The 22,916-nt window shown below is 70.4% G+C and carries 22 protein-coding genes; 10 read left to right on the top strand and 12 right to left on the bottom strand.

Annotated elements, in window-relative coordinates; translation table 11 throughout:
• Positions 1 to 23: 23 nt before the first annotated feature.
• The 5 genes from OEIGOIKO_RS06975 to OEIGOIKO_RS43445 all read right to left on the bottom strand — a co-directional run bounded on the left by OEIGOIKO_RS06975 (position 24) and on the right by OEIGOIKO_RS43445 (position 6,981).
• Positions 24 to 803 carry an exodeoxyribonuclease III gene (locus OEIGOIKO_RS06975; protein WP_125052883.1) on the bottom strand — a complete coding sequence of 260 codons (780 nt, stop codon included), beginning with the start codon at positions 801 to 803 and terminating at the stop codon, positions 24 to 26.
• A 30-nt stretch (positions 804 to 833) separates the two neighbouring features.
• Entirely contained in the window at positions 834 to 1,487 is a 654-nt protein-coding gene (locus OEIGOIKO_RS06980) for an MBL fold metallo-hydrolase (RefSeq protein WP_125052886.1), read from the bottom strand.
• Between the two features lie 75 nt (positions 1,488 to 1,562).
• The gene (pcaDC, locus tag OEIGOIKO_RS06985) at positions 1,563 to 2,861 is read right to left on the bottom strand and encodes a bifunctional 3-oxoadipate enol-lactonase/4-carboxymuconolactone decarboxylase PcaDC (protein WP_125052889.1); all 1,299 of its coding nucleotides are present in this window, start codon (positions 2,859 to 2,861) and stop codon (positions 1,563 to 1,565) included.
• A gap of 304 nt (positions 2,862 to 3,165) precedes the next feature.
• The gene (locus OEIGOIKO_RS06990) at positions 3,166 to 4,371 is read right to left on the bottom strand and encodes a tyrosine-type recombinase/integrase (protein ID WP_246177242.1); all 1,206 of its coding nucleotides are present in this window, start codon (positions 4,369 to 4,371) and stop codon (positions 3,166 to 3,168) included.
• Positions 4,372 to 5,568: 1,197 nt separating this feature from the next.
• On the bottom strand, positions 5,569 to 6,981 hold the full coding sequence (locus OEIGOIKO_RS43445) for a helix-turn-helix domain-containing protein (RefSeq protein WP_125052892.1): 1,413 nt from the start codon (positions 6,979 to 6,981) through the stop codon (positions 5,569 to 5,571).
• A 210-nt stretch (positions 6,982 to 7,191) separates the two neighbouring features.
• On the opposite strand from OEIGOIKO_RS43445, the gene OEIGOIKO_RS43450 reads away from it, so the two are divergent.
• From OEIGOIKO_RS43450 to OEIGOIKO_RS07010, 3 genes are read left to right on the top strand one after another with little or no spacing between them, the layout of a single operon-like run.
• Entirely contained in the window at positions 7,192 to 7,881 is a 690-nt protein-coding gene (locus tag OEIGOIKO_RS43450) for a PIG-L deacetylase family protein (RefSeq protein ID WP_125052895.1), read from the top strand.
• Positions 7,878 to 9,419 (top strand): glycosyltransferase family 2 protein, encoded by a 1,542-nt coding sequence (locus OEIGOIKO_RS43455; RefSeq protein WP_170251580.1) that lies wholly within the window; start codon positions 7,878 to 7,880, stop codon positions 9,417 to 9,419. Before OEIGOIKO_RS43450 ends, OEIGOIKO_RS43455 begins: the two co-directional genes overlap by 4 nt.
• A gap of 17 nt (positions 9,420 to 9,436) precedes the next feature.
• Positions 9,437 to 10,708 carry a glycosyltransferase family A protein gene (locus tag OEIGOIKO_RS07010; RefSeq protein WP_125052901.1) on the top strand — a complete coding sequence of 424 codons (1,272 nt, stop codon included), beginning with the start codon at positions 9,437 to 9,439 and terminating at the stop codon, positions 10,706 to 10,708.
• Here OEIGOIKO_RS07010 and OEIGOIKO_RS41405 read toward each other — a convergent pair.
• A complete protein-coding gene (locus tag OEIGOIKO_RS41405) occupies positions 10,695 to 11,711 on the bottom strand; it encodes a phosphotransferase (protein WP_170251581.1) in 1,017 nt (338 codons plus the stop codon). The two genes, OEIGOIKO_RS07010 and OEIGOIKO_RS41405, sit on opposite strands and share 14 nt — an antisense overlap.
• A gap of 94 nt (positions 11,712 to 11,805) precedes the next feature.
• Here OEIGOIKO_RS41405 and OEIGOIKO_RS41410 point away from each other — a divergent pair, with 94 nt between their 5' ends.
• Genes OEIGOIKO_RS41410 through OEIGOIKO_RS07035 form a run of 4 tightly spaced genes read left to right on the top strand, consistent with a single transcriptional unit; the run spans position 11,806 to position 14,702 of the window.
• Complete coding sequence (locus OEIGOIKO_RS41410; RefSeq protein ID WP_170251583.1) at positions 11,806 to 12,447, top strand: AAA family ATPase; 642 nt, start codon at positions 11,806 to 11,808, stop codon at positions 12,445 to 12,447.
• Positions 12,444 to 13,340 (top strand): phosphotransferase, encoded by an 897-nt coding sequence (locus OEIGOIKO_RS07025; protein ID WP_125052909.1) that lies wholly within the window; start codon positions 12,444 to 12,446, stop codon positions 13,338 to 13,340. Before OEIGOIKO_RS41410 ends, OEIGOIKO_RS07025 begins: the two co-directional genes overlap by 4 nt.
• Positions 13,337 to 13,975 (top strand): class I SAM-dependent methyltransferase, encoded by a 639-nt coding sequence (locus tag OEIGOIKO_RS07030; protein ID WP_170251585.1) that lies wholly within the window; start codon positions 13,337 to 13,339, stop codon positions 13,973 to 13,975. Before OEIGOIKO_RS07025 ends, OEIGOIKO_RS07030 begins: the two co-directional genes overlap by 4 nt.
• Positions 13,976 to 14,009: 34 nt before the next feature.
• Entirely contained in the window at positions 14,010 to 14,702 is a 693-nt protein-coding gene (locus OEIGOIKO_RS07035) for an HAD family hydrolase (RefSeq protein WP_125052915.1), read from the top strand.
• 276 nt (positions 14,703 to 14,978) lie between these two features.
• Here the strand turns inward: OEIGOIKO_RS07035 and OEIGOIKO_RS07040 are convergent, their stop codons facing one another.
• The 4 genes from OEIGOIKO_RS07040 to OEIGOIKO_RS41415 form a co-directional block, all read right to left on the bottom strand.
• Positions 14,979 to 15,413: an NUDIX hydrolase gene (locus OEIGOIKO_RS07040; protein WP_125052917.1), complete on the bottom strand. Its 435-nt coding sequence runs from the start codon at positions 15,411 to 15,413 to the stop codon at positions 14,979 to 14,981.
• Between the two features lie 103 nt (positions 15,414 to 15,516).
• Positions 15,517 to 15,792 (bottom strand): hypothetical protein, encoded by a 276-nt coding sequence (locus OEIGOIKO_RS42545; protein ID WP_246177243.1) that lies wholly within the window; start codon positions 15,790 to 15,792, stop codon positions 15,517 to 15,519.
• Positions 15,793 to 15,801: 9 nt separating this feature from the next.
• Positions 15,802 to 16,584, bottom strand: coding sequence for an aminotransferase class IV family protein (locus OEIGOIKO_RS07055; protein WP_170251587.1), 783 nt, complete (start codon positions 16,582 to 16,584; stop codon positions 15,802 to 15,804).
• A gap of 406 nt (positions 16,585 to 16,990) precedes the next feature.
• Positions 16,991 to 17,659, bottom strand: a complete 669-nt coding sequence (locus tag OEIGOIKO_RS41415) for a hypothetical protein (protein ID WP_170251589.1) — start codon at positions 17,657 to 17,659, stop codon at positions 16,991 to 16,993.
• A gap of 7 nt (positions 17,660 to 17,666) precedes the next feature.
• On the opposite strand from OEIGOIKO_RS41415, the gene OEIGOIKO_RS41420 reads away from it, so the two are divergent.
• The 3 genes from OEIGOIKO_RS41420 to OEIGOIKO_RS07075 all read left to right on the top strand — a co-directional run bounded on the left by OEIGOIKO_RS41420 (position 17,667) and on the right by OEIGOIKO_RS07075 (position 20,245).
• Entirely contained in the window at positions 17,667 to 17,891 is a 225-nt protein-coding gene (locus OEIGOIKO_RS41420) for a hypothetical protein (RefSeq protein ID WP_170251591.1), read from the top strand.
• 440 nt (positions 17,892 to 18,331) lie between these two features.
• Positions 18,332 to 19,633 (top strand): carbohydrate-binding protein, encoded by a 1,302-nt coding sequence (locus tag OEIGOIKO_RS07065; protein WP_125052921.1) that lies wholly within the window; start codon positions 18,332 to 18,334, stop codon positions 19,631 to 19,633.
• 186 nt (positions 19,634 to 19,819) lie between these two features.
• Complete coding sequence (locus tag OEIGOIKO_RS07075) at positions 19,820 to 20,245, top strand: NUDIX hydrolase (RefSeq protein WP_125052923.1); 426 nt, start codon at positions 19,820 to 19,822, stop codon at positions 20,243 to 20,245.
• Between the two features lie 215 nt (positions 20,246 to 20,460).
• Here the strand turns inward: OEIGOIKO_RS07075 and OEIGOIKO_RS07080 are convergent, their stop codons facing one another.
• Both OEIGOIKO_RS07080 and fxlM read right to left on the bottom strand, forming a co-directional pair.
• Positions 20,461 to 20,850 carry a hypothetical protein gene (locus tag OEIGOIKO_RS07080; protein ID WP_125052925.1) on the bottom strand — a complete coding sequence of 130 codons (390 nt, stop codon included), beginning with the start codon at positions 20,848 to 20,850 and terminating at the stop codon, positions 20,461 to 20,463.
• 336 nt (positions 20,851 to 21,186) lie between these two features.
• On the bottom strand, positions 21,187 to 22,392 hold the full coding sequence (gene fxlM / locus OEIGOIKO_RS07085) for a methyltransferase, FxLD system (protein ID WP_125052927.1): 1,206 nt from the start codon (positions 22,390 to 22,392) through the stop codon (positions 21,187 to 21,189).
• Positions 22,393 to 22,916 lie beyond the last annotated feature (524 nt).

The following is a 22,916-nucleotide window of genomic DNA, read 5'->3' on the forward strand; positions in this document are numbered from 1 at the left end:
TCCGGTCCGTGCGCGTCTCCGGCTCACACCTCCAGATCCACCACCACCGGCGCGTGGTCCGACGCCCCCTTGCCCTTCCGCTCCTCACGGTCGACATAGGCGTCCGAGACGGCCTTGGCGAACGGTTCGTTGCCGTACACCAGATCGATCCGCATGCCCTTGTTCTTCGGGAAGCAGAGCTGACGGTAGTCCCAGTAGGTGAACGGCTTGTCGTACTTCAGGGGGCGCGGCACCACGTCCGACAGGCCGGCCTCCCGCAGCGCGGCCAGGGCGGCGCGCTCCGCGGGCGTCACATGCGTCATACCCTCGAAGACGGTGGTGTCCCAGACGTCGTCGTCGGTCGGCGCGACGTTGAAGTCGCCGAGGACCGCGAAGGGCCGGGTGCCCGCAGCGTCCTCGGCGACCGCCGCCTTCAGGGCTTCGAACCACTGGAGCTTGTACGCGAAGTGCGCATGGTCGATCTCGCGGCCGTTGGGCACGTACACCGACCAGACGCGGGCCGGGCCGCAGGTCGCGGCGACGGCACGGGGCTCCTGCACCCCTTCGTACTCCGGGCCGCCGGCCAGCCCGGTGGTCACGTCCTCCAGCCCCACCTTCGACAGCAGGGCGACGCCGTTCCACCGGCCGGTGGCGTTGACGGCGGCCTCGTAGCCCAGCTCGCGCAGCTGGTCGTACGGGAACTGCTCGGCCGAGCACTTGGTCTCCTGGACGCACAGCACGTCCGTGCCGGTGTTCTCCAGCCAGGCCAGCAGCCTCGGGAGGCGGGCGGTGATCGAATTGACGTTCCAGGTCGCGATGCGCATGTCCGTAAACCTACAGCGGGGGTCCGACAGTCAGTTCAAACCGGTGTGCTCACCGGGGGTGAGGCGGGCGTGATCGGTACCGCCGAGCTTGTCGATCAGGCCGTCGTACACGGGGCGGGCGTGGTCCTGCAGCAAGCTGTCGTGCACGTCGATGGCGCGGCGCGGCCGGACCTCGCGGACGTAGTCGATCACCTCGGCGACCTTGTTCCACGGCGCGTGCACGGGCAGCAGCAGCGTGTCCACCGTACGGCCCTGCGGGACGGTGAGCGCGTCACCCGGGTGGAAGACGGTCGCGCCGTCGTCCTCGGTGGTGATCAGGTAGCCGACGTTCGTCACCCGCGGAATGTCCGGGTGGATGACGGCGTGCAGCTGCCCGTGCACCTCGACGTCGAAACCGGCGGCGGTAAAGGCGTCCCCCTCACCGACCGTGTGCACCCGCCCCGGGAACGCCGCGGAGATCTGCTCGGCCACACTGGCCAGGGTCCAGATCTCGGCCCCCCGGTTGGCCTCCATGCCCGCGCGCAGCCGCTCCTCGTCGAAGTGGTCCATGTGCTCGTGGGTGATCAGGATGGCGTCGGCGCCGACCGCCGCGTCCCGCTCGCTGAAGACACCCGGATCGATGACGAGCACCTGCCCGTCCTTCTCCAGCCGGACACAGGCATGCGTCTTCTTCGTGAGTTCCATACCCCCATCTTGCCGCGCGGGTGCCCGGCGGGCCCTCAGGGGGACGCCCCCACCGCCCGCGCTCCCCTCCCCTCCTCACCCCTCCGGCGTCGTCTCCTCCCGGATGACGCGCTGCGCCACGGCGAAAGCGGCATCGGCCGCCGGCACGCCGCAGTACACCGCGGTGTGCAGCAGGACTTCCTTGATCTCCGTGGGGGTGAGCCCGTTGCGCAGCGCGGCGCGGGTGTGCAGCACCAGTTCGTCCTGGTGGCCGCGGGCGACCAGCGCGGTGAGGGTGATGATGCTGCGGGTCCGCCGGTCCAGCCCGCCGCGGGACCACATCTCGCCCCACGCGTACCGGGTGATGAACTCCTGGAAGTCCCCGGTGAAGTCGTCCGTGTCGGCCTCCACCCGGTCCACGTGCGCATCGCCGAGCACCTCACGGCGGACCTTGACGCCCTGCTCGTACGCCCCGCCCCGGACCGCCTCCGGCTGGGCGAGCCCGGACTCGATGGCCGCGGGCGCCGTCGGCGGGGGCGGCGGCGCCGGCCCGAGCACCGGCTCGGGCGCGGCCGCCCCGATCGCCGTCTGTGCGGTGGCGGTGCCCGGCTTGTCGTGCCACGCGGCCGTGAAGTGCCGGATGAGCAGCTCGGTGACGGCGGCGGGCTGCTCGACGGGCGCCAGGTGGGACGTACCGGGAACCAGCGCGAGACTCGCGTCCGGGATGCCCGCCACCAGGGTCCGGGCGTCGGTGGTCGGGGTGACCTGGTCCTCGGAACCGGCGACGACGAGGGTGGGCACCCCGATCCGCTGGAGCGAGGAACGGACGTCGAAGGACGCCATCGCCTCACAGGCCGCGATGTAGCAGCCCGGATCCGTGGTGCGCACCATCTGCACGGCCCACTCCACGATGGCGGGCTGCGCCCCCGCGAACCCGGGGGTGAACCAGCGCTCGGGCGAGGTACGGGCGATCGGGTCCAGCCCGTTCGTACGGATCACCACCCCGCGCTGCCGCCACGAGTCGGCGGTGCCGTAGCGCGGCGACGAGGAGATCAGCGCGAGCGAGGTCACCCGCTGCGGCCGGGTGAGCGCCAGCTGCGCACCGATCGCCCCACCGATGGAACACCCCGCATACCCGAACCGCTCCACACCGAGCACATCGAGCGTCGCCACCAGCCGGTCGGCCAGCTCGGCTATGGAGGCCGCCGGATACGCGGGCGACCCACCGTGCCCGGGCAGATCGAACCGGACGACCCGCCACTGCCGGGTCAGCTCGGGTATCTGCCGATCCCACATGTGCCATGTGGTACCAAGCGCAGCCCCCAGCACCAGGCAAGGTGCATCTTCTGGCCCGTCAGAGCGGTATTGCAGGGTCTTCACCGTCGTCTCACTCACCCGCCTGACCCTCTCATCTGTCACGAGATGTCACATCGCCAGGGTGAACCTAGCGGCTCTTGGCTACCTTGCACCGGCGGGCCGGAGCACTGCCGGGATCCCGTAGCCTCCAGGTATCTGTTCACTGGCATACTCGTGACCGCGTCGGCAGCGGGAACGCGCGCCTGGTAGGAGACTTGGCCGCAGCCGGACTGGTCCTCCTGATCATGGCTACCGGACCACAACCGGTGGCCGGACCCCGAGTCCGCCTCAACCCTGCCGGCCATACGGCTCGGCGGGTCTCCCAGCTGGAAAACCGCGTGGCTCACGCTTGCCCCTCCGCCGCACCCCCGTGCAGACCCTCCCAGGTGGTAGCGGCTCCGCGAAGATCCTCTACGTCCGGCTTGACGTACCACCGCTTGGTCGTCTTGATGTTCTTGTGCCCGGCCCATCGCGCGAGGATGTGGTCCGGTACACCGCAGTTGGCCAGGTAGGTGAAGCATGCCGCACGTGCCAGGTAGAGCCTGACGCGACGGAGCCCGAGGAGCTGCATGAGCCGGTACGCGCGCCGACGGAACTGCTTGATCGTGAAGGCAACTCCCGTCTCGTGCACCAGCACGTAGCCGGATGCCGTGTACGCCTCCCCCAGGGCGAGCCTCTCCTCGGCCTGGAGAGCCCGGAACGCCTTGAGGGCAGCTAGCACCGGAGCCGGCAGCGGCAGAGCCCGCTCACCTGCAAGAGACTTGGTGTCCTTCTCCACCACGTAGCGGTTGCCCATCATCGTGCGCGTGTTGGCGATGATGATCGTGGCGTTCTCCAGGTCAACGTCTTCCCACCGAAGTCCGCAGACTTCAGCTGGACGAAGGCCCATCAGCGAAAGGAGAAGCGCAGCGTAGAGACGCTCTCCCATAATGCCGTGGATGAACTTCTGCACCTCCTGGACATTCCAAGGCTGCACCTCCTCCCGGTTCTTCCGCTCCTCTTTGCGCGCCCTGCGGGGAATGGTGACATGCGCAGCGACATTCACGTACACCAGCCGTCGGGTAACAGCTCTCCCCAGGGCTTCCTTCAGCCGAGCGAGGCTCATGTCCACACTCGTGACACCAAGTGGCGTACCCGCCCTCTTGCCGCGCACGCGACCATGCGCCAGAGCCCAGTCCCTCCACTCTTCCACGTGCTCTTCAGTAAGATCCTGAAGACGGATTTCACCAAGCTTCCCCCGAACTCGCTCCAGGGTAATTGTGTAGTTATAGATGGTGGTCTCTTCGAGGTCGTCGGATTTCATGGCCAGCCATCGGTCAAGCCACTCGTTCACGGTGATCTTGCTGGGCGGCACGAACGATCTCTCGTTCCGCCGGTTAGAAATGCTCGCATACTCAGCCTTCGCCTCCTTCAACGAATCGAAGGTGCGCCTCAACTGCTTACGCTTCCCGGTTTCAGGGTCCACTCCTACGTCGACAACAAACCGATACCTGACCTTCCCTTTGGAGTCCGGAGGAAGCTTCTTGATGGGATCGGACAGAAGGCTCACTCTCCTCGAATGAACGGAAACAATCGCACTTCATCACCTATGCCAATAAGGGGATAGGCGAATGGGCTACACCGTCCGCTACGACTCCACCGCCAAGCACAGCCGAAAACGAACAGCACCAATGATCCGGACGGCCCCCGGTTTCGCTAACCGGGGGTCACCTGCTATGGATCACCCAGCAGGTAGCGCTCCTGGCCTTTGCCGACGCTCCCGCACCCGCCAGGACCAGTTAGAAAACGCCGCACACTGACCTGTCCGCACCGAAGCCATCGCCAAGTGCCCGCGCGCACAGCGTCAATACTCCGCGTGATCACCGGTTTGGCTAACCGGTGATCGTCGGCTATGTTGCGTTCCCTGCGCCCCGGGACACGTCCTCTCTCCGGCAGCCGGTACGCGTTCAGCCTTCCGAAGTGAACGACGGCAACCGCCCGAACCGCTCGGAGAGCGCAAGTCGACAGAACAGACTCCTCATGTCGCCCGGTGGGCCGCTGGCGAGCCCTGGTTTTCCGGGGGTGTTGTACGTTCCCTTAGCCCCGGGAAAAGTTCCAGTCCTTTGCGGCTTCTTCTCGTCCGCCCTGGGCGAATCAGCCAGCTGGCGACCGGCGATGCGGTCGGGAAGCGAGAATGCCGGACTCCGAAGCCCCGGCTGTCGTTTCGTCAACCGATCGACCCCATGTACTGGGCACGGACCGCCACTGCGACATCGCCTCGATAGAACACGGCTGGCTCAAGCCCGCCTCGCAGCATGAGCTCTCCACCAACGCGCCGCTCTTGCGGACCGGCAGCCTCGGGCTCCAGTCTGAGCCTTCAGCCGCCTGTCCGGGCACAATCCGCGCGTCGGGGTCTGCAACGACTATTTCGCTTCGTCGTGCGAAGACTCCGAGGATGCCTTTCCCAAGCACGCCCCGTACGACGCGATCGTGGTGACCGTCGATTCTTGAGAGTTCCCGCCCGCCTGGTCGATCAGCCCAAGGGCGGCGGCCAGCTCGTCCTCCCGCTTCGCATCAATGGCCTGACCACACCTGCGGACTACCTCGCCAAATCACAGGAGTCCTCCGAGGCCGTGCCGGGCCTCGGCCGCAGAGAAGTCGCGCTGCTGTGGAGGCAAGTGCGCGAACTGGTTCGGGAACGGGGTGAGGCGGCGGTAGTAGACCGATCGAACTGTTCGAACTTCGGTAGCGTGCGCCGCGGTACTGCCTAAGAAGCAACGGCTCCGGTGCGCCGTGCGAACTCCTTGAGCCCGGGGAGAGCGCGAGGGCTGTACAGAAGATCCGCCGTCAGGGCCTGGATCGCCGGACGCCGGGTTTCTTCGGGGGCTTCTCGTTCGACGGCGCGCAGTGCGGTGTAGGCGCGGCGGGAGTCGCCGATCTGGTGCCACATACGGGCGGAGTCGGTGAAGTAGCGGGCGCGGCGTTCGGCGGTGGGTAGTTGTGTGGGGATGACGCTGGTGACGTGGCGTACGCCTTCGTCGGGGGTGTGCAAAGCGTTGTGGGTGCTGATGGAGTACATCGCGCACTCCGCAGGGCTGGCCTGGATGGTGAACAGGCCGAGCGGCTTTCCGTCGGCGGGGATGCGTGCGGAGGTTTCGGTGGCTTCCTGGAGGAGGTCGAGGGCGGTGCCGCGCTGGCTTGTGGAGGCAGCGGTGTAGGCGGCGGTGAGCATCAGGCAGGTGCGGGCGGCCAGGGCCTCGGGGGCGGGGGTGCCGCGTTCGGCGCCGAGGGAGGTCGCGGTGCGGGTCAGGAAGTCGACGGCGGCAGGGCTGCGGCCGGCCCGCCGCATGGTGATGGCCGTGACCCGGGCGGCCTCGGCGATCGGGACCGGGTCGCCGCTGGCGCGGGCGGCGCGCAGGGCGAGGACGGAGGTGGCCCAGGCCGAGTCGGCGTGCTGCTTGACGGCCAGCTCGGTGGCCAGAACGTACGAGCGTGAGACGAGGACCTGGGCGCGTTCGCGGGCGTGGCCGGTGGCCGCATCCCGGGTGGCTTCGGCGGCAGCGATCAGTTGGGGAAGCATCTGGCCCAGGGCGGCGTAGTGCGCCGCGGCGAAGTCGTCGCGGGCGGCGGCGAGCACCGTGGCCAGCTGCTCGTAGGGTACGGGCTGCGCGGCCGGGGGGTTCAGCAGCGCCTGTTCGAGGGCGGCGGCCGGGTCACGAGGGCTGGCGCTGGCCGCAGTTGTTCCGGTCATCAGCGAGGCGCCGATTCCCACCGCGCTGGCCATCATGGTGCGGCGTCGCACATCGTCCTCCTGGGCCTGGGCTGCCAGCGTCAGCCTAGTCTCCTCGTCCGGCGTCTTGGGGGGCGAACTCGCCCTCATCACCGTGGCGGGTGAGTCGGTGATTCCGAGCAGGGCAAGCGGGATGTGCAGGCCCTCGGCGATGCGGGTGAGCACGCTGAGGCTTTGGACCTGGCGCAGTCCCCGCTCGATGTCGGAGACGTCGGACTGGGCGAGTCCGACGAGGGAGCCGATCCGGGTCTGGCTGGCTCCGGTGTGCCGCCGGACGAATCTCAGCACAGTGCCGATGTCGCGGTCGCACAGTGCTCGGCGGGCGTCCTCCCGCTCCCACAGGCCCGCGGGTACCGCGAAGTTCTGGGCTGCGTCATCGCTGAGCCGCATGGTGTCCCCCTTCGGGGATGAGTCACGAGCAGGCTTGCCCAGCGTAGAGCTGGGGTGACGCCCCGCCAGGGGGCGTACGGGGGCGTATCGGTGCGTCCTATAGGCCGCCGGGATGGTGCTGTGCCCCGCCGGGCTCGCACGCTGTGCAGGCAAGGACAAGAGCCGTCCTGACTTCAGCGGGACGGCGGACGCCGAACGTTCGGAGGGTCCATGTCCACTCTCATCTTCGCGCCCCACCCCGACGACGAGGTGCTCGGGTGCGGCGGGAGCATCGCGCGGCACACGGAAGACGGCCGCCGGGCGCAGATCGTGTACCTCACCTCCGGTGAGCAGGGTGTACCTGGCGCCGGTCAGCAGGAGGCCGTGGTGCTGCGGGAGGGCGAGGCGCGGCAGGCGGCCGGGGTGCTGGGCGTGCGCGAGCAGGACCTGCACTTCCTGCACCTGCCCGATGGCGGCCTCGCCCCCGCGGACGCCGGGCAGTTCCGGGCAGTGCTGGCGCTGGTGCGCCGGGTACGGCCCACGGTGGTCTTCCTGCCGCACCCCGGCGACGGTTCTTTCGACCACCGGCAAGCGTTTCTGCTGGTCTGGCGGGCCCTGGAGATGTCCGGGAGCCGGAACTACGCCGACTGCGGGGAGGCACACTGGGTGCCGACCGTGCTGGGGTACGAGGTGTGGGAGCCGGTGGCGCTACCGGCGCTGCTGGTCGACCTCGGCCCGGCGGCCGAGCGCAAGAAGCGGGCGCTGGCCTGTTACGGCTCGCAGCACAAGGGCCCGGGCCAGGCCGAGCACACCAGCTCGGGAGCGCTAGCCATGGCCCGGTGGCGGGGCGCGGCGACCACCGGCGGGTATCGGGAGGCGTTCGCGGTGCTGCGCCTCGATGCGCGGGCGGTGGCGTGGTGAGCGGCCCGGCTGCACGCACGGCCGCGGCGCTGGCGTGGGCCGGTGCGGCGGCGGTGACGGTGCGGGGCGTGGGCGGGGCGGTTCGTACGGCGCAGTCGCTGGCCTGGCTGACCACTGTGGCCCCCGCGGGGATCACGGCACAAGCCGACGCGAGCGGGACTCGGTGCGTGCTGGTGCTGCCGCTGCTGCGCGAACAAACAATCATCGGGGAGGCGCTGGACCACTTCGAGAAGACGGCGGCGGCCCGGCCCGGCACGGTGCTGCTGGTGGTGACCACCGCGCGGGAGGAAGCCGAGCGCGCCGGGCACGAGCAGCACCTGCCGGACCTCGCGCACGCGGTGGCCACCGGCGCCTCGCCGGGACGGGTAGCCTCCCGGTTCGCGGGCCTGCTGCCGCGCGATCAGCTCCTGGCGCTGGCCGACCGGTGCTCCGGCCGTCCGTACGCCCAGTGCGCCGAGCGGGCGCGCCAGGCGCTCGACGCGCTTCCGACGACCGCCGAGCTGGCCGGAGCGTTGTGCGCGCAGGCCCGCGGCCGGGGCGTGGACGTGCGGCACCTGCACTACCCGCACCCGCACGGGGCGATGGCGCACCAGGTCAACTACGCCGCCGACCGCGTCCTGGCCGAGCTGGAGCCGGAGGAGCGCCGCCGGTGGTGGATCGGGCTGTACAACGCCGACTCCCGCCCGCACCCGGACACTCTGGCCGCGGTCGCGGCCCGCGCCGCCGACCCGCGGACCCGCATCGTGCAGCAGTCCGCCCTGTTCACCGGCAACCTCGCGGAGATGCCGCGCGGGCTGGCGGGGGCGACGGCGGCCGGCGCGGCGTGGCTGCAGTCGCGGTGGACGCTCGCGCGGGAGATCCCGCGGCTGCACCGCCAGGCGGCTGCCGCCCGCAGCGCCGGGCGCCCGGTGCCGTTGGCGCACTGCGTCGGGCACGGCCTGTTCGTACGCGGTGATGTGTGGACGGCGTGGGGCGGGCTGCCGACCGAGACGATGAACGAGGACCTGGCGCTGAGCTTTCTCGCCTGCGCCGCCGGCGTGCCGATCGACCCGCTGCCGGTACTGGAGATCGGCGACGCCCCCACCAGCCCGCTCGCCTTGATCCGGCAGCAGTCGCAGTGGTTCTGGTCCTATGCCCAGTACCCGGCCATGTCCCGCCTGGCCGCCGCGCGCGGCCTGGGCACCCCGGCCGTGCGGTGGTGGCTAACCGCGACCGGCCTGGGGCGCGGAGCGCTGTGGCTGGGCCAGTCCCCGGCCGTGGCCGCCACCCTCGCGCTGCCGCTGCTGCATCGCCGCGCCGGCGGGTCGCCTCTCTCGACCGTGGCCACCGCGTGCGGCGCGGTGCTCGCGCTGGGCGCCTACCTGGGGCTGCCCGCCCGGGCCCTGGCCGCCCGCGCGCCCGCCACCAACAGCACGCGCCAGTGGGGGATGCTACCGGCCGCGCTGGTGTTCTCCGCCGGACCCTGGCACTGCCTGGCCCGCGCCGCCTGGTGCCGCCTGACCGGGTGCACCGCCCGTCACGCCAAGACCGAACGGTGAACGGGAGGCGGGCGACGATGCACACCACCTCAGACAGGACGGACCTCGCGGGCGTCCTGGGCAGGCTCCGTACGGAGGAGGCGTTGCTGGCACGGGTGCTGGAGAACGCACCGCCCGCCCTCGGCCCCGTCTCGGCGGTGCTGGCCACCTACAACCGGTGCCCCTTCGACCCCGACGGCCCCTGCGGCGGGGACAACCCGCTCATCTGGGCGCTGGACTCCCTGCGGGCCCAGACCGGTACGGCACTGGCGGAGATCGTCGTTGCCGACGACGGATCCAGCGACCATACCGGCGCGGTGCTCGCCCGTTACGAGCGTCTGCCCGGCCCGGTGCCGGTTCGGGCGGTACGGCTGGACGGGCACCGCGGCTCGGCGGCGGCGCGGACGGCCGCCGCCGCGGCCGCCCGGTGCCGGTGGCTGCTGTACGCGGACGACGACTGCGTGATGCCGCCGCTGTGGGCCGCCGGGGCGAACGCCACCCTGGCCGCCGCCCGGCGCCGCGACGCGCGCGCCGCCGCCCTGATGCTGCCGGTCTACTACCGCGCCCTCGCCCCCACCGCGACCGCCCCCACGGCCACCATCGGACGGCTGGACGTACAGCGCGCACGGTTCTCCACGCGCTTCGACTGCTGGCCCGCCAGCCACCTGCCGCCGCGTCGCCTGCCCGGCGCCGGCGGGCTGCTGGAGCCGCTGCGGGTGGAGCTGGTCGGCGGGATGCTCCTGCTCGACCGGCAGGCGCTCACCGATGTCGGCGGGTGGGCCGACCAGAGCGCCTGGGCCACCTCGTACGCGGACCAGATGACGCTCTCCGCCGACCTGGCCGGAGCCGGGTACACCGTGTACTTCACCCCGGACGTCCGGCTGGGCTCGGCACATCTGAAATTCGGCGCCGCCGGCCGCTACCCGGTCGCCGAGCGCGAGCGGCCGGTGCCCGGCTGCGGGCGGCTGCTGGGGGACCTGGTCGACCTCTGCGCCGTCCCCCGTACGGACACCGGCTGCCGCACCGGCCCGGAGACCTTCTTCGAGGAGGAGACCGGGGCGCTGTTCGCGTTCTTCGCCTCCCGCAGCGCACGCGGCGCCCGGGCCTGGGCGCTGCGCACGTACGGCGAATTCGTCGTACGCGGCATCGTGCACTCCCGCATGGTGGCCACCATCCCGGCCCCGGCCCAGCGGCGCGTGCTGTGGCGCCGGGGCCTGGCCCGCGGCGCGGCCGTCGCCGGGGAAAGAGCCTGGCGGATCGCGGAGGAGGCGGTGGCCGCTGTCGGCGAAGGTCCGCTCAGTCGGCCGTGAGTGCGTCGGTGACCAGCTTGCGGTGGCGGCACCACCAGCCGATCAGCGCCGAGGCCCCCCAGAACAGGTGATCACACGAGGGATCGCCCTTGTCGTAGTGGACCTTCAGCTGCCACACGTCGCAGATCCGCTCCCAGCGCTGCCGCTCGGCGGCCTCCGCCAAGGCCACGGCGGGTAGGCCGCACGCCTTGCGGTAGCCGCCGGCGAACGCGGCCACCAGCCCCAGGTCGAGGCCGTGCTTGTCTCCCACACCGAAAACCAGCGGCAGCGTGGCGGTCCGTACGACCTCGTCCGCGTACGGGCGCACGCCCACCCGGTCCCAGTCCAGCACCGCACTGACCGACGGCCCCTCCCACAGGAGGTTCAGATCATGGAAGTCACCATGGGTCCATCCGGCCGGGCCGCGCTCACCGCCGTGCGGACGGTGCTCGGCCCACCGGGCCAGCAGGACGTCGCGCTCGGCGAGCGCTCGCCGCGTCTCGGCGTCGAAGGCGGTGCCCCCCGCCGCAGCCTGGCGGCGGTAATCCCCGATGCGCGCGCGGGCCGTGGCCGGGGAGGTGACGGTCACCGCCACCGTCTGCGGCGCGGGAGGCAGGGCGGCGGCGAGTGCGATGTGCAGCTCGGCGAGCAGCACACCGACCGCGGCGGCCTGCTGGGGACTCCAGGACCGGGCGGGCACCATCTGTCCGGGCGCCCAAGGCGTGAGCGCATACAGGTGGCCGCCGACGGCGGCCAGCGTATCTCCGTCCGCAGTGACCTGCGGGGCCGGGACGGGCAGCCCGGCTGCGGCCAGGGCGCGGGCGGCGGCGTGCTGGCGGCGTGCGACGTCGGGCCCGACGTCGACGACCTCCTTCACCGCGAACCGGCCGGCGGGCGTGGCCACCTCCCAGTTGCGGTTCATCAGCCCCTCGGGGATCAGCCGCACCGTATCCGGGGCGGGCAGGCCGAAGGCGGCCAGCACCGCGCTGCAGACCTGCTCGTGCGTGCGGTCTGCCATCGCCATGCCCCAGCTCCTCGCCTGTCCCGCTCGTCCCGCTTGGTCGCGGGAGTGCCCGAGCGTACCGAGCCCGGGCGAGATCACGGCGCGCCCCCGGATCGTGCGACCCGGCCGCGGCCAGGTGCTGCGGGTGGCGGTCGAGGGGCTGTGTCTGGCCGGGAAGTCCACCCTGGCCGCCGCTCTCGCTGGGCGGCTGGGCGCGCAACTTATGCCCGAATACGCCGACTGGGCGCCGCTGCCTGCCTGGCCGCCCAACGACGAGGCTGCCGTTCGCACGGCCCTGGAGTTCCTCGCCGCCGTTGAGCAGGAACGGCAGTGTGCGGCCAGCCGATACCGTGTAGTGGTCTTCGACCGGTGCCCGCTGTCGCTGGCCGCCCACGAGGCGGGCATGCGCGTGCTGGGCGTCCCCGCCGACGTGACGCACGCGGCCCGCCTCTTCGCCACGACGCCCATGCCGGACGCCGTGCTGCACCTGACGGTGCCCGAGCCGGTCGCCCGCGAGCGGCTGCTCGCCCGCGGGCCGCTGCCGCCGCACCTGATCGCCCCGCCCGTACGGGCGGCCATGACCGGCTACTACACCGCGGCGCTCGCCCGCCTGCCCGGGCGGGTACGGCACCTGGACGCCACCCGGCCGCTGCCGCAGCTCCTGGACCAAGCGCTCGACTTCCTGCACCGCCTGGCCCCACAGGCCGCCGGATGCTGGGTGCTGCCCGCTCCACAGAGCACGGGTAGGGCGTTGTGACCACCGCCCCGGCCCTGTCCGCCGCCGCGCACGCCGTGGCGCAGGCCCGCGCCTGTACGCCCGGCTTCACACCCGCCGGCGCCCCGCTGGCGACCGAGACGTCCCTGCTGGTGCCCGGCGCCGTCGACCACCGTGCCGCCTTCGCGAAAGTGCCGACGGACCGGCGTCCGTTCTGGGTGGAGCGGGCCCGGCACGAGATCGGCATCTACCGGAGGCTGCGCACCCGCCGGGCCCCCGTGGCGATGCCGGAACTGCTCGGCGCCGACGCGGACGCCCCCGTGCTGGTCATCTCCCGCCTGCCAGGCGTGCCGCTCGCCGCCCACCGCTACCCCCGCACCCCGCTGCCGGCGGCCTCGCTCGCTGCGCTGCTGAGCGCGCTGGAGGCAGTGCACGCCTGGCGGCCGGACGGCGCGTGGCCAAACGACAGCGACTACCCCGCCCAGCTCGCCGAACTCCACCTCCTGACCCCCGCACACCTGGCCACGGCCGCCCGCGCCTTCGCGCTCGCCCGGCAGCGGCTGCCCCTGCGCCTCGAATTCGGCGACGGCCACCCCGGCAACGCCCTCACCGTGCCGGGCGGCGGCCCGCCGGCCCTGGTGGACCTGGAATTCCTCGCCCGCCGACTGCCCGGCTATGACCACGCCGTGCTGTGGGTCCTGCTCGGCGACCACCCGACCAACCGCCGTACCGTCCTCAGCGCCATCGGCCAACAGGCTGCCGTCCGTGCGGCGTTCTGGACCGCCGCGATCCTGTACGCCGGCCGCGAGCTCGTCTCCCACCAGCGCTGGGCCCCCGACCCAGCCCGGCAGCGCCGCATCCCGCGCCTGCGCGCGGACCTCGACCACGCCCTCACCCAACTCCACACCCTTGACACCGAAGGATGCCTCCGATGACCCACCCCACCGACGCGGTCACCCTGCCGGCCACGCCCGTCAGCACCTTCTACGGCTACGACCGCGGCACCCCCGTCGACCGGTACTACATCGCCCGGTTCCTGGCCCAGCACGCCCACCTGATCCGCGGCCATGCCGCCGAAGTGAAGGACGACGGCTACCTGCGCGCCTTCGGCACCGGCATAACGACGACCACGGTCATCGACATCGACCCCGCCAACGAGTCCGCGACTTTGCACGCCGACCTCACCGTCCCCGGTTGTCTGCCGGACGGCACCTTCGACGCGATCGTGCTCACTCACACCCTTCAGCTCCTAGCCTCCCCCGAGACCGCGCTGGACAACTGCTACCGCGCGCTCGCCTCCGGCGGCGCCCTGCTGCTGACCGTCCCCACTGTCGGTCGGCTCTCCCTGAGTGCCCCTGGCAGCGACTACTGGCGCCTGACCCCGCCCGGCCTGGTACGGCTGCTGAACACCTGGGAGGGCGAGGTCACCGTCACCGGGGCCGGCAACCTCACCGCCTGCCTGGCGATGCTCCTGGGGTACGCGGCCGAAGAACTCACCCCCAGGACCCTCGACCGCGACGACCCCGGATATCCCCTGTTGGCCTGCGCCGTCGCGACCACACCCTGCTGAACCACCGGCCCACCACCAGGAAGGGCACCAGCACATGAGCATGATCAGCCTTCCGGAACCGCCAGCCCCGCACGCCGCCGTCGTCTTCGACTGCGACGGGCTCCTGGTCAACACCCAAGGCGCCTGGGACCGCGCCTACGAAGCCCTCTTCGCCCACTACGGGCGCCGCCTGGCCCGTGCCGACCGGCACGGTCTCGTCGGACTCCAGCTCGTCCCCCTCGGCCACCGCCTCGCCGACCTCCTCGGCCACCCCGCCGAACCGCACATCCTCGGCCAGCAGCTGTACGAACTCGTTCAGACCAACCTCGGCGCCGGGCATGCCCCGATGCCCGGCGCCGTCGACCTCGTGTACGCGCTCGCCGGCACCCGGCCGCTGGCCGTCGCCTCCAACACCCCCGCGCCGATCGTCCGCGCCTACCTGGAAGCACACTTCGACCTTGCGGCCTTCGACGCCATCCGCGGCAGCGACACCGTTGCCCGCCCCAAACCCGCCCCCGACCTCTACCTCGACGCCTGCGCCGCCATCAGCACCGACCCGCACCGTACGATCGCCTTCGAGGACTCCCCCACCGGAGCCGCAGCCGCCCTCGCAGCGGGCCTGTACCTGATCGCCGTCCCGTCCTCTCCCGATCTCCACTTCGAGGCCCACCTACGCATCCCGGACCTGACGGCACCAGAGCTGTGGGACCACCTTGGTGTTGAGGCCAGGCGCTCGCGCACCGCATGAAATCCTGCTCCGGACGGCCGAGCAACCGTACCTGGCGCTCAGACGGGCCTTGACCTTGTAGCGAAAGGTCTGGACTTCTTTCCTACCCTGTCCACTGGGGCGTCAACAGGCTGTACGTCCGACTACGCTCGCTCATCGAAATCACCACCTCGTACGCCAAGAGGCGATTACCGCAAGCCCGCATCGTTCCAATAGTGCTTGAGCATCTCGGTCGGCCACATTGGCTCGGGCCGGAGGGTTCCTGTCGCTGTGCACGGGGCCCTTCTGGGCGGTGGGCTACTGCTGCCGGTACCACGCAGCGATGGAGCGCTTGTACCCTTCAGGCATGGTCAGGTCCGGCACTTCGTCGGCCGTGAACAGGCCGATCTGCTTGTGTTCGTGGCTGAGGACGGGTGTCTGGTCGGGGGTATGCACCGTGCAGCCGTAGGTGACGATCAGGACTCGGCGTCCGGGGACCGGTTCGTAGATCCATACCCCGCCGTCGATGAGTGGTCCAGCGGTGATCTTCCAGCCGGTCTCTTCGCGCAGTTCCCGCCCGACGGCTTCCTCGGGGGTGCGGTCGCCCGGTGCGGCACCGGTGCTGCCGAGTTCGAGCCGGCCTCCGGGCAGTTCCCATTCCTCGCGCTCGTTCTTCAGCAGCAGGACCCGGTGCCGGGCGTCGAGAGCGACGGCCTTTACGGAGACGGGCCAGACGGAGGGGGTGTACGTCATCGCGGTCCTCGTCCGACGGGGGCTGACCGATGTGTGCGGAACCTAGCACGGTGTCGGCATCGACTTCCCCCTGTCATGCGCCGCAGGCCGCATGACCACAGCACTATGCGGCAGTGACACAGCGGAATCCCGTGTCATTGTCCTTCATAGCCGCATAAGCCGTGTTCTGCAGGCACGGTGCGGCGCATGCGAACGGGGAGGTGAATGCACTTCCGGCCTGATTGCCGAGTTCGAGCACGATGGTCTCCCCACGGCGCTTCCATCGGGGAACTTGGCGCGGGTTTACGCCGACCAGCTCAGCGAACTCCTTGCCCTTTTTTCGCATGGCCTGGCGCAGCAGCTCGGCCTCGCGGCCGGTCCACCTGGTCGCCCCGGGCACGGTCGCGGCCTACAAACTCTCACCGGGAATGGACAGGTACGTCGCCTGGAGTTGCTGCACGACGGGGTGGGTGGCGGGAAACGGGGCGTCGTCGATCGCGGTCAGGGGCCGGACGCCGATCGAGGTGTTCGTAGCGAAGGCTGCGGCCATGCCCTTGGCCTGTTCCAGGGTGACGGTGGCCACTCGGTGGTCGGCGTGCTGCTGCAGCAGGGCCATGGTGACACCGGGCAGGACAGGAGCGTTGGGCCACACCACGGTGCCCTCCTGGTCGACGAAGGCGACGTTCCAGGTGCCCCCTTCGGAGACGAGCCCCTCGCGGCCGACGAACAAGGCATCGTCGAAGCCCGCCCGCTGGGCCGTCGCGCGGGCGTGCAGGGAGCCGAAGAGTCCGCAGTGCTTGACCTCGGGCAGGTCGCGCTCGTAGACCAGGCTTTTTGCCCGCAGCGGGGGCGGTGGCAGGGCGCCGGCCCCGCGCACGGACACCAGTACGTGCGGCTCATGGGCCCGTGCGGGGTGGCCCAGGTCGATCGCCGGATCGTAGACCGTGATGCGGACGGTGCACGGAAGGGCCCGGGCCTCCAGGGCCTGGCGGACGTACGCGCGGACGCGGTCGGTGTTCAGGTCCGCGCCCCATACGATCTTGCAGTCCCGTGCCAGGCGTTCCATGTGCAGGTCCAGGCCCCGGATGCTGCCATCGGCGTCGACGCGCATGGACGTGAAGTGCCCAACGTTAGTGAGCGACAAGGGAAGCAAGTCGTCTACGGCTGCCGGGTTTCCATCGAGAGTCACCATGCCGCCCAGCATGGCAGGAGTGGCGACTGCGGCGGCACCCTCAACAAACGTACTGACGGGTCAACGTCATGCCGAAGTCATTCCCATGGCGCTGGGCCGGGTGTTCGCTGGTCTGCGCGTGAACACGCTCGGTGAACAACCAGCGGCCTCGGTGGTGCGACGCAACAACTGCGCCAGGCGGCCTCTTTCTTCGAGCTGCGCTCTCCAGGGAGGTCGCACGACGGCTTCTGCCGCACCTGTCACCTGCCGCTGCCCCGATGTACGCGGCCGGGTGAACGGCTGCCGCAGCATTCTCCCGAGTCCCTACGCCCCTTCCTGGCCAGCGGCCGGGCTTCTTCTCCGGAGGGCGAGACGCATGATCGGCGCACTGTCCGGCACCTCCGAGGCGCAGCGCCTGGCTGACGCGTTACGGTTCGTGGCACAGCCCCTGGGCCCCGATGACGATGCCGTAGCGGTCCTGGACTCTCTGCTGGTCGATCCGGTCGGGCTGCGGCAGTGGCTGATGGGACACTGCGCTCGGCATGCCGGTCGAGTTCATGTCACTGGAGGGCTGGATCGGCGGCTGGTATTCGTCGAGCGGCGCGACGGCCGGTGGGCCGTTGCGGATCTTTCCGGCCAGCCGCATGACACACGGGGCTGGCCCGCCTGGGCGGAGCGGCATACCGCCCTCGATGCCCCGGCCGAGTGGCTGTCTGTGGCCAGCCTTGCCCCGGAAGCCCTCTACCGGCTGTCGCGACCGCGTGTCCTGCTGGCCGCCCTGTACCACCCGGAGCACTTTCCCCTGCCTCGTTTTCCCCTCGGCATCAGCGATGTCGCCCGTGCCGCGCGCTCGACGCTGATGGGCGAGGTCACGCTCGCCGATATGCAGCTCGGCACCACCCTTCCGGACCTGATCAAGAAGGTCGGTGATGAGGCCCCCGACATCCTCGGGGTTTCCTCGACGTTCGGGCAGCACAACCTGATGGTCACGCTTCTCGACGCCGTGTATGCACTCGCCGAACCGCCGCTCGTCGTCGCCGGCGGCAGTCTGACCGCCCGCAACGAGCAGCTGGCCCGCCTCCGGCATCACCGACATCCTCGTGATGACGGACGGCGTCAACTCCGGCGTCGAGGACTACGGGTTGTACTCCACCTGGGAAGAGATGGCCGACGCCTGCCGCACCCAGGGGCCCGATCATGTCGTGCGGACCATCCATGAAGCCGAAGCCGAAGATCCCTACGGCCGGCGCTGGCCCCGCTACAAGCGCCACGACGACAAGGCCCTCGCTCATCTCCGCTTCGCCCCGGCCCCCGAGCCGGCCTCCTAACCGTGTCCCGGACCGTGTCCCCGCCATGCGGCAGGTGCGCGGCTCCTCGCTGGGCTGTGTGAGGTCTCTCGGTTCCGACCGAGCTGTCACGCCGTAGGGCCGGCCGCCGCGCCACCCCAGGCGGAGTGCAGTGTCAGCGACCTCCGTGGTCCGCCCGAGCGCGGGTGCCGGGCGGGTCGGGCCGCGAGGTGGCCCATGGTCCTGGACAGCCGGTGGAGCAAGCTCGTCTCGCGTCCTCGGTATACGGATGCCGCGGCGCCGGTGCGGCTGCCTTCCGTTCGAGAGCGGCGGCGCCCGGGAGCCACGAAGGTGACCTCAGCGCGGCCCTCGACCGCTGCGCCGACCGGGTGATGTCCTGGCGCGAGGTGTCACAGCCATCCGAGGATGCCGTTGAAGCGGAGAAGGGGACACTGCCGACCCTGACCCTGAGGAGTTGCGGTATGACTACACCAGAACCGCCGGCGTGGTGGCCCGAAGCACTGCGGGCGCTCAACAAAGCGAATCCCCAACTCTGGGAAATGCTTCATGACGCCCCGGTCGACCCCACTGTGCTGTACCAGACACAGCTCCAGGGTGACGGTCTCTCGATCCTGCAGCTGACAGTACAAGAAGGCCAGTTGCACGGCATGCTGCGCAGCGCCGCTGGGGAGCGTGCGGTGCGTGAGGCCGTTTCTCAGGCGGCAGGTGGTGTCTGGGACGTGAGCGTTTCCCTTGGCACACCGGGCGGGGCGCCCGCCTCGGGAATCGCAGTTGACCAGTCGATCCCCTATCCACGGGGCGAGTACTACCGCGAAATTCCGCTTCTGCATTCTCGCGGTGATGGAAAGTACGGCTTTCTGGTCTGCCCCAGGTGCCTTGAGGCTCGTGTCCACCTCGATGAGGTGCATCTGGTGTTCACCGAGGACTACGAGCCTCTGGACAGCGTCTCCTTCGACCTGCGCCGCGAGGGTCTCACGGCGCAGGACAGCCTCCTCGACGTTCCCTTCGACGAACTCGCGGCCCTGCACGGGACTCGCAACCGCGGTGCGCTCTTGGCCCTGCGTATCCTTTGCGAGTACGGCTGCCCGGAACAGCGGGTGCTGCTACGCAACCACGAAGCCCATGTGCTGGTGGAAAATTCGGCGTGGCCGGAAGACGGTCTGAGCAACGCCGCGCGGTCCGCCCTGGAGGAACTGCGCAGCGAAGCGGTCACGCTGTTCGAACGGGCCCGTCACGAAGCGGGACTCAGCGTGGATCAGTTGCCTCTGGGCGACCTGCCCTCGCGTAGTCCCAGCGCGCGTTGTATGGGGCTGACCGTAAAGGGCCGCGAGTGCACGGCGTACCGACTGCCGTATATCAGCGACCGGTGCGGCTCACATGCCTCGCGGCCCGCGAACGCCCTCAGCCGGCTCGTTGCTTTCCTGAGCACGCTGAAGGAGGAACTGGGCGGCGCCGGATCCGTTTACGGGGAGGGCGTGGTGCGAAGGCGAAGGCAGGGTCTCGACGAGATCGTGAAGTGGATGGAGCCGGCCCCGGAGCCGACCGCCGCTCCGTCCCAGGCGCCGCGCCGGCGGAGCAAGCACCTGCCGACCACCACGGCACGGTTCGCGGCTCATTGCCAGCGATGTGATCACCCTATCGACGTAGGTCAGGTGATCGTGCGAACCTCCAAGGACTCTGCCTGGATTCATGCGGCGTGCCCCGAGGACGCCAAGGACATGTCCGGTAACCCGAGCGAGACGTGCACGTCGGTGGACTGCTGACCGCTGTGGCTGAGGGCCTTGGAGAGGGTTTCGCGGCACGCGCCGGGTGGGAGGCGCCGGAGACCTCGGCGTGGACGTCACCGCCCGCGACGACGACGGCTACCACGGACGCGGCATCTCCCACCCCGCCGTGATGAATGTGCCATTCGCCGCAATTGCGCGGTAAGGAGCCGCTACGCTCCCGCCATGACGACACCTGGTGGGCCCACCCGCGATGCGTCCGTAGTAGTCGCCCAGGACGCGGACGGACATGTCGCCCTGCTCTGCGCCGACTTCCCGATGCACGGCGGTGAATACCTCTTCCTGCCGGGTGGTCGCCGCGAGGACGGCGAGAGCCCCGAGGAGTGCGCCCGCCGAGAACTACGGGAAGAGGCCGGCGTTACCGCCCGCGTCTGGCGCCCCCTCGGCTCCTACGCCATCACCCTGCCCTCTCCCGCCCGGGTCCACCTGTTCGCAGCACGCGAGCTCACCCTGGGGCCCCAGGAACTCACACCGTCCGAAGTCGACTTCAAGTTGAGCTGGTGGCCGATGGACGACGCCCTCAATGCCGCGGGGCGCTTACTTTTGCCGGCCGGACCACTCGCACTGCAGCTTGCACAACGTGGAGCGTGATACCTCGCGCTGAGCGCGTCTGGCCTCTCGGCGACCGCGAAGGCGCCCTCAAGAGTTCCGGGCGCAGCCGCGGTGGGTAGGGGCCGAGCCGCCGGACAGCAAGACCGGCTTGGACGATTCGGTGATCGTCTGCAGCAGGTCACGTTCGTCGGGCCTCAAGGCACTGCGCTCCGTAGTACGGCGACTCGCTGCCGGGTCCTCGCAACGTTTCATTCTCAGGGAGGCACGGGGGAAGGTGTGGTCAACGAGGTGACCGCACTGCGCTGAAGGCAGAGGCGCAGCCGGTTCTGGGCCATCGTCGCCGCCCGCAGCAGGTCACTTCGCAAGGGTTCCGGTACGGTCCCGGCGTCGAGTCCTGCGGTGCGGACGAGGTCGGTCAGGGTTCGGCGCTGACTGATTGTCATCGCGTATCGAAGCTGTGGTTGGGTGAGAGCGTCCCGTGCCGCATAGCCGTCGGTGTGGGCCGTGGCGAGGACGTCTGCATGCAGCGGGGGTACCTGGGTGCTGGGGTGGGGTGCTGCCAGGATCAGCGCGGTGATGCCGAGCCGGGTCCGGAAGACGGTGGTGCCGGGTTTCGGTTGCAGAGCGAGCGCTTTGGTGAGCATGTCGTCGATGTGCGTCGCTGGTACGGGGTCTGTGGCACGTCGGCACAGGACACGCAGCAGGCTCTGGACCACGTCTTCCCAGGGCTCGGCGGGTCGGCTGTCAGTGACCAGGGTGGTCGCCTCGTCGTGTCGTCCGTTCTGGGTACGGGCGAGGATGGTGATCTGTCGGCCGTCGAGGAGAGACGTCCAAGTCCCAGTCCTCGACGGTTCGCTCTTGGCCCTCTGCTGCGGCGGGGCTCGTAGCCACCGCTTCCTCGGACTGCACGGACACAACAACCTCCTCAGAGTTGAGTGCTGCACACCGCCCCGCCCCGAGGCTCGCCCGGGCCGGGGAGCCTATGACCAGGTGATCTCCACGCCCCCGAACCGCTTCGCCACGACTCCTACGGCCGGCTCGGCCGCTCCCTCGGCCAGCGGCACGTACCGGATGCGGGCGGCGCCGCGCCGCCGGTGCTCGGACGCCCACCGCCGCAACAGCTCCACGTACCGCGCGGCGACCATCTGCGCCTCGGGTCCGTGGGCGACCACCCCGCTCTCGAAGCCGCCGGTCTCCTCGTTGGGCCGCTTGGTCCGGTACGCGAAGCTGCCGCCGGCCACCAGAGCGGGGACACCGCGCGTCACCGACAGCCCGAGCACCCCCTGGTCGACCAGGTGCTTGCTCCCGTGCAGCATCACCATCTGAGGCGTACTGCTCACCAAGAACAGCTCCAGCTCGTCCGGCAGGTCGAACGCGGCACCGGACCAGACCTCCAGCCGCGGCCCGTGCACGGCAGCGGCCAGAGCCTCCGCGTCGACCGTCTGACGCTGGTCATCGAGCTGAAGCGTGGCTCCCTCCCCGAGCGGAAGCACCCGCTCCGCGTAAGCGCCGTTCCCTTGCATCGGCACGAAACCGCACAGCCGGTAGCTGGCGCTGACGAGCCCGGTGCCGTCGCGGTCGAACGCGACCGACCGGGTGATCCCCCGCATGCGCAAGGGAACGACGATCCGGCCTCGCTCGGAGATCTGGTCCCGCCACGCCGGCGGGATGTCCCATGCTGCCGCAGTCACCATGATCCGGTCGAACGGCGCGTGCTCGGGCACGCCGGAGCCGGCGTCGGCCAATACGACCTGGACCCGGTCGTAGCCAGCCGCGTCCAGGCAGCCGCGGGCGCGCTCCACGATCTCCGCGTCGATGTCGGCGGTGACCACCGTGCCGGTGTCCCCGACCAGCTCGACGAGCAGGGCCGCGTTGTAGCCGCCGGAGCCTACTTCGAGAACGCGCATCCCCGGCTCGATCTCGGCCTGCTCCAGCATCACCGCCTGGATATGCGTGGCCGACAGCGAACTCAGAGCACGGCCGTCGGCGTCACGTTTGATCACGAGAGCCTTGTTCGCGGCATACGCCGACTCCAGCGACTCCTCCGTCGCGAACAGGTGCCGGGGCACCGTCGCGACCGCCTTCGCCACCGCCTCGGACTGGAGGACGCCCATCTCGTGCAGCTCGCTCACCATGGCCGCGCGGAGCGAGGCCGCCGTGCCATCCGCTTCTCGGACCGTAGACATGACATCACCCTAGACATCCGTGATCGCGTTCCGGGGATAGTTGGACGATCTGGCTCCCGACTCGTATGGGGCGGCGTGATCACGGAAGTTGACGCTGCAAGCACGCGCCAAAGCACGCGGGCCGCGCCGCCCTCGGGAGCACGGGTGGCATGGCCGGGCCGCAGTCTTCCTCGGTGAACAGGCCAGCCTCTGAAGGCCCTCGCCGGGCGGAGTGTCGGGGGCGACGACCGCACTTGCGGAGGGCGAGCTGGGCCGGAGCCTGGCTGGCGAGAACACCGCGCGGACAGATTCGTGCCGCCCCAGTGCCAGTTCACCGGCTGCCAACGTCGTTATCCGCCACGTCCAAGCGACAGCCAAGGTCAGATTGGTACGGCCAAGGCATCGGCGAGATTGTCGCGGTCGGCCGCAGGACACTTCGGTGCGAGTCCGCACTTGGAAAGCGGAATGAAGCGGAAGCGGCAAGCAATGAGCACCTGAACGTCTCTCGTGTGGGGAAGCCTTGGAGCACATGCCGACAGCGGAGA

The organism is Streptomyces paromomycinus (assembly GCF_003865155.1).
Lineage (GTDB): Bacteria > Actinomycetota > Actinomycetes > Streptomycetales > Streptomycetaceae > Streptomyces > Streptomyces chrestomyceticus.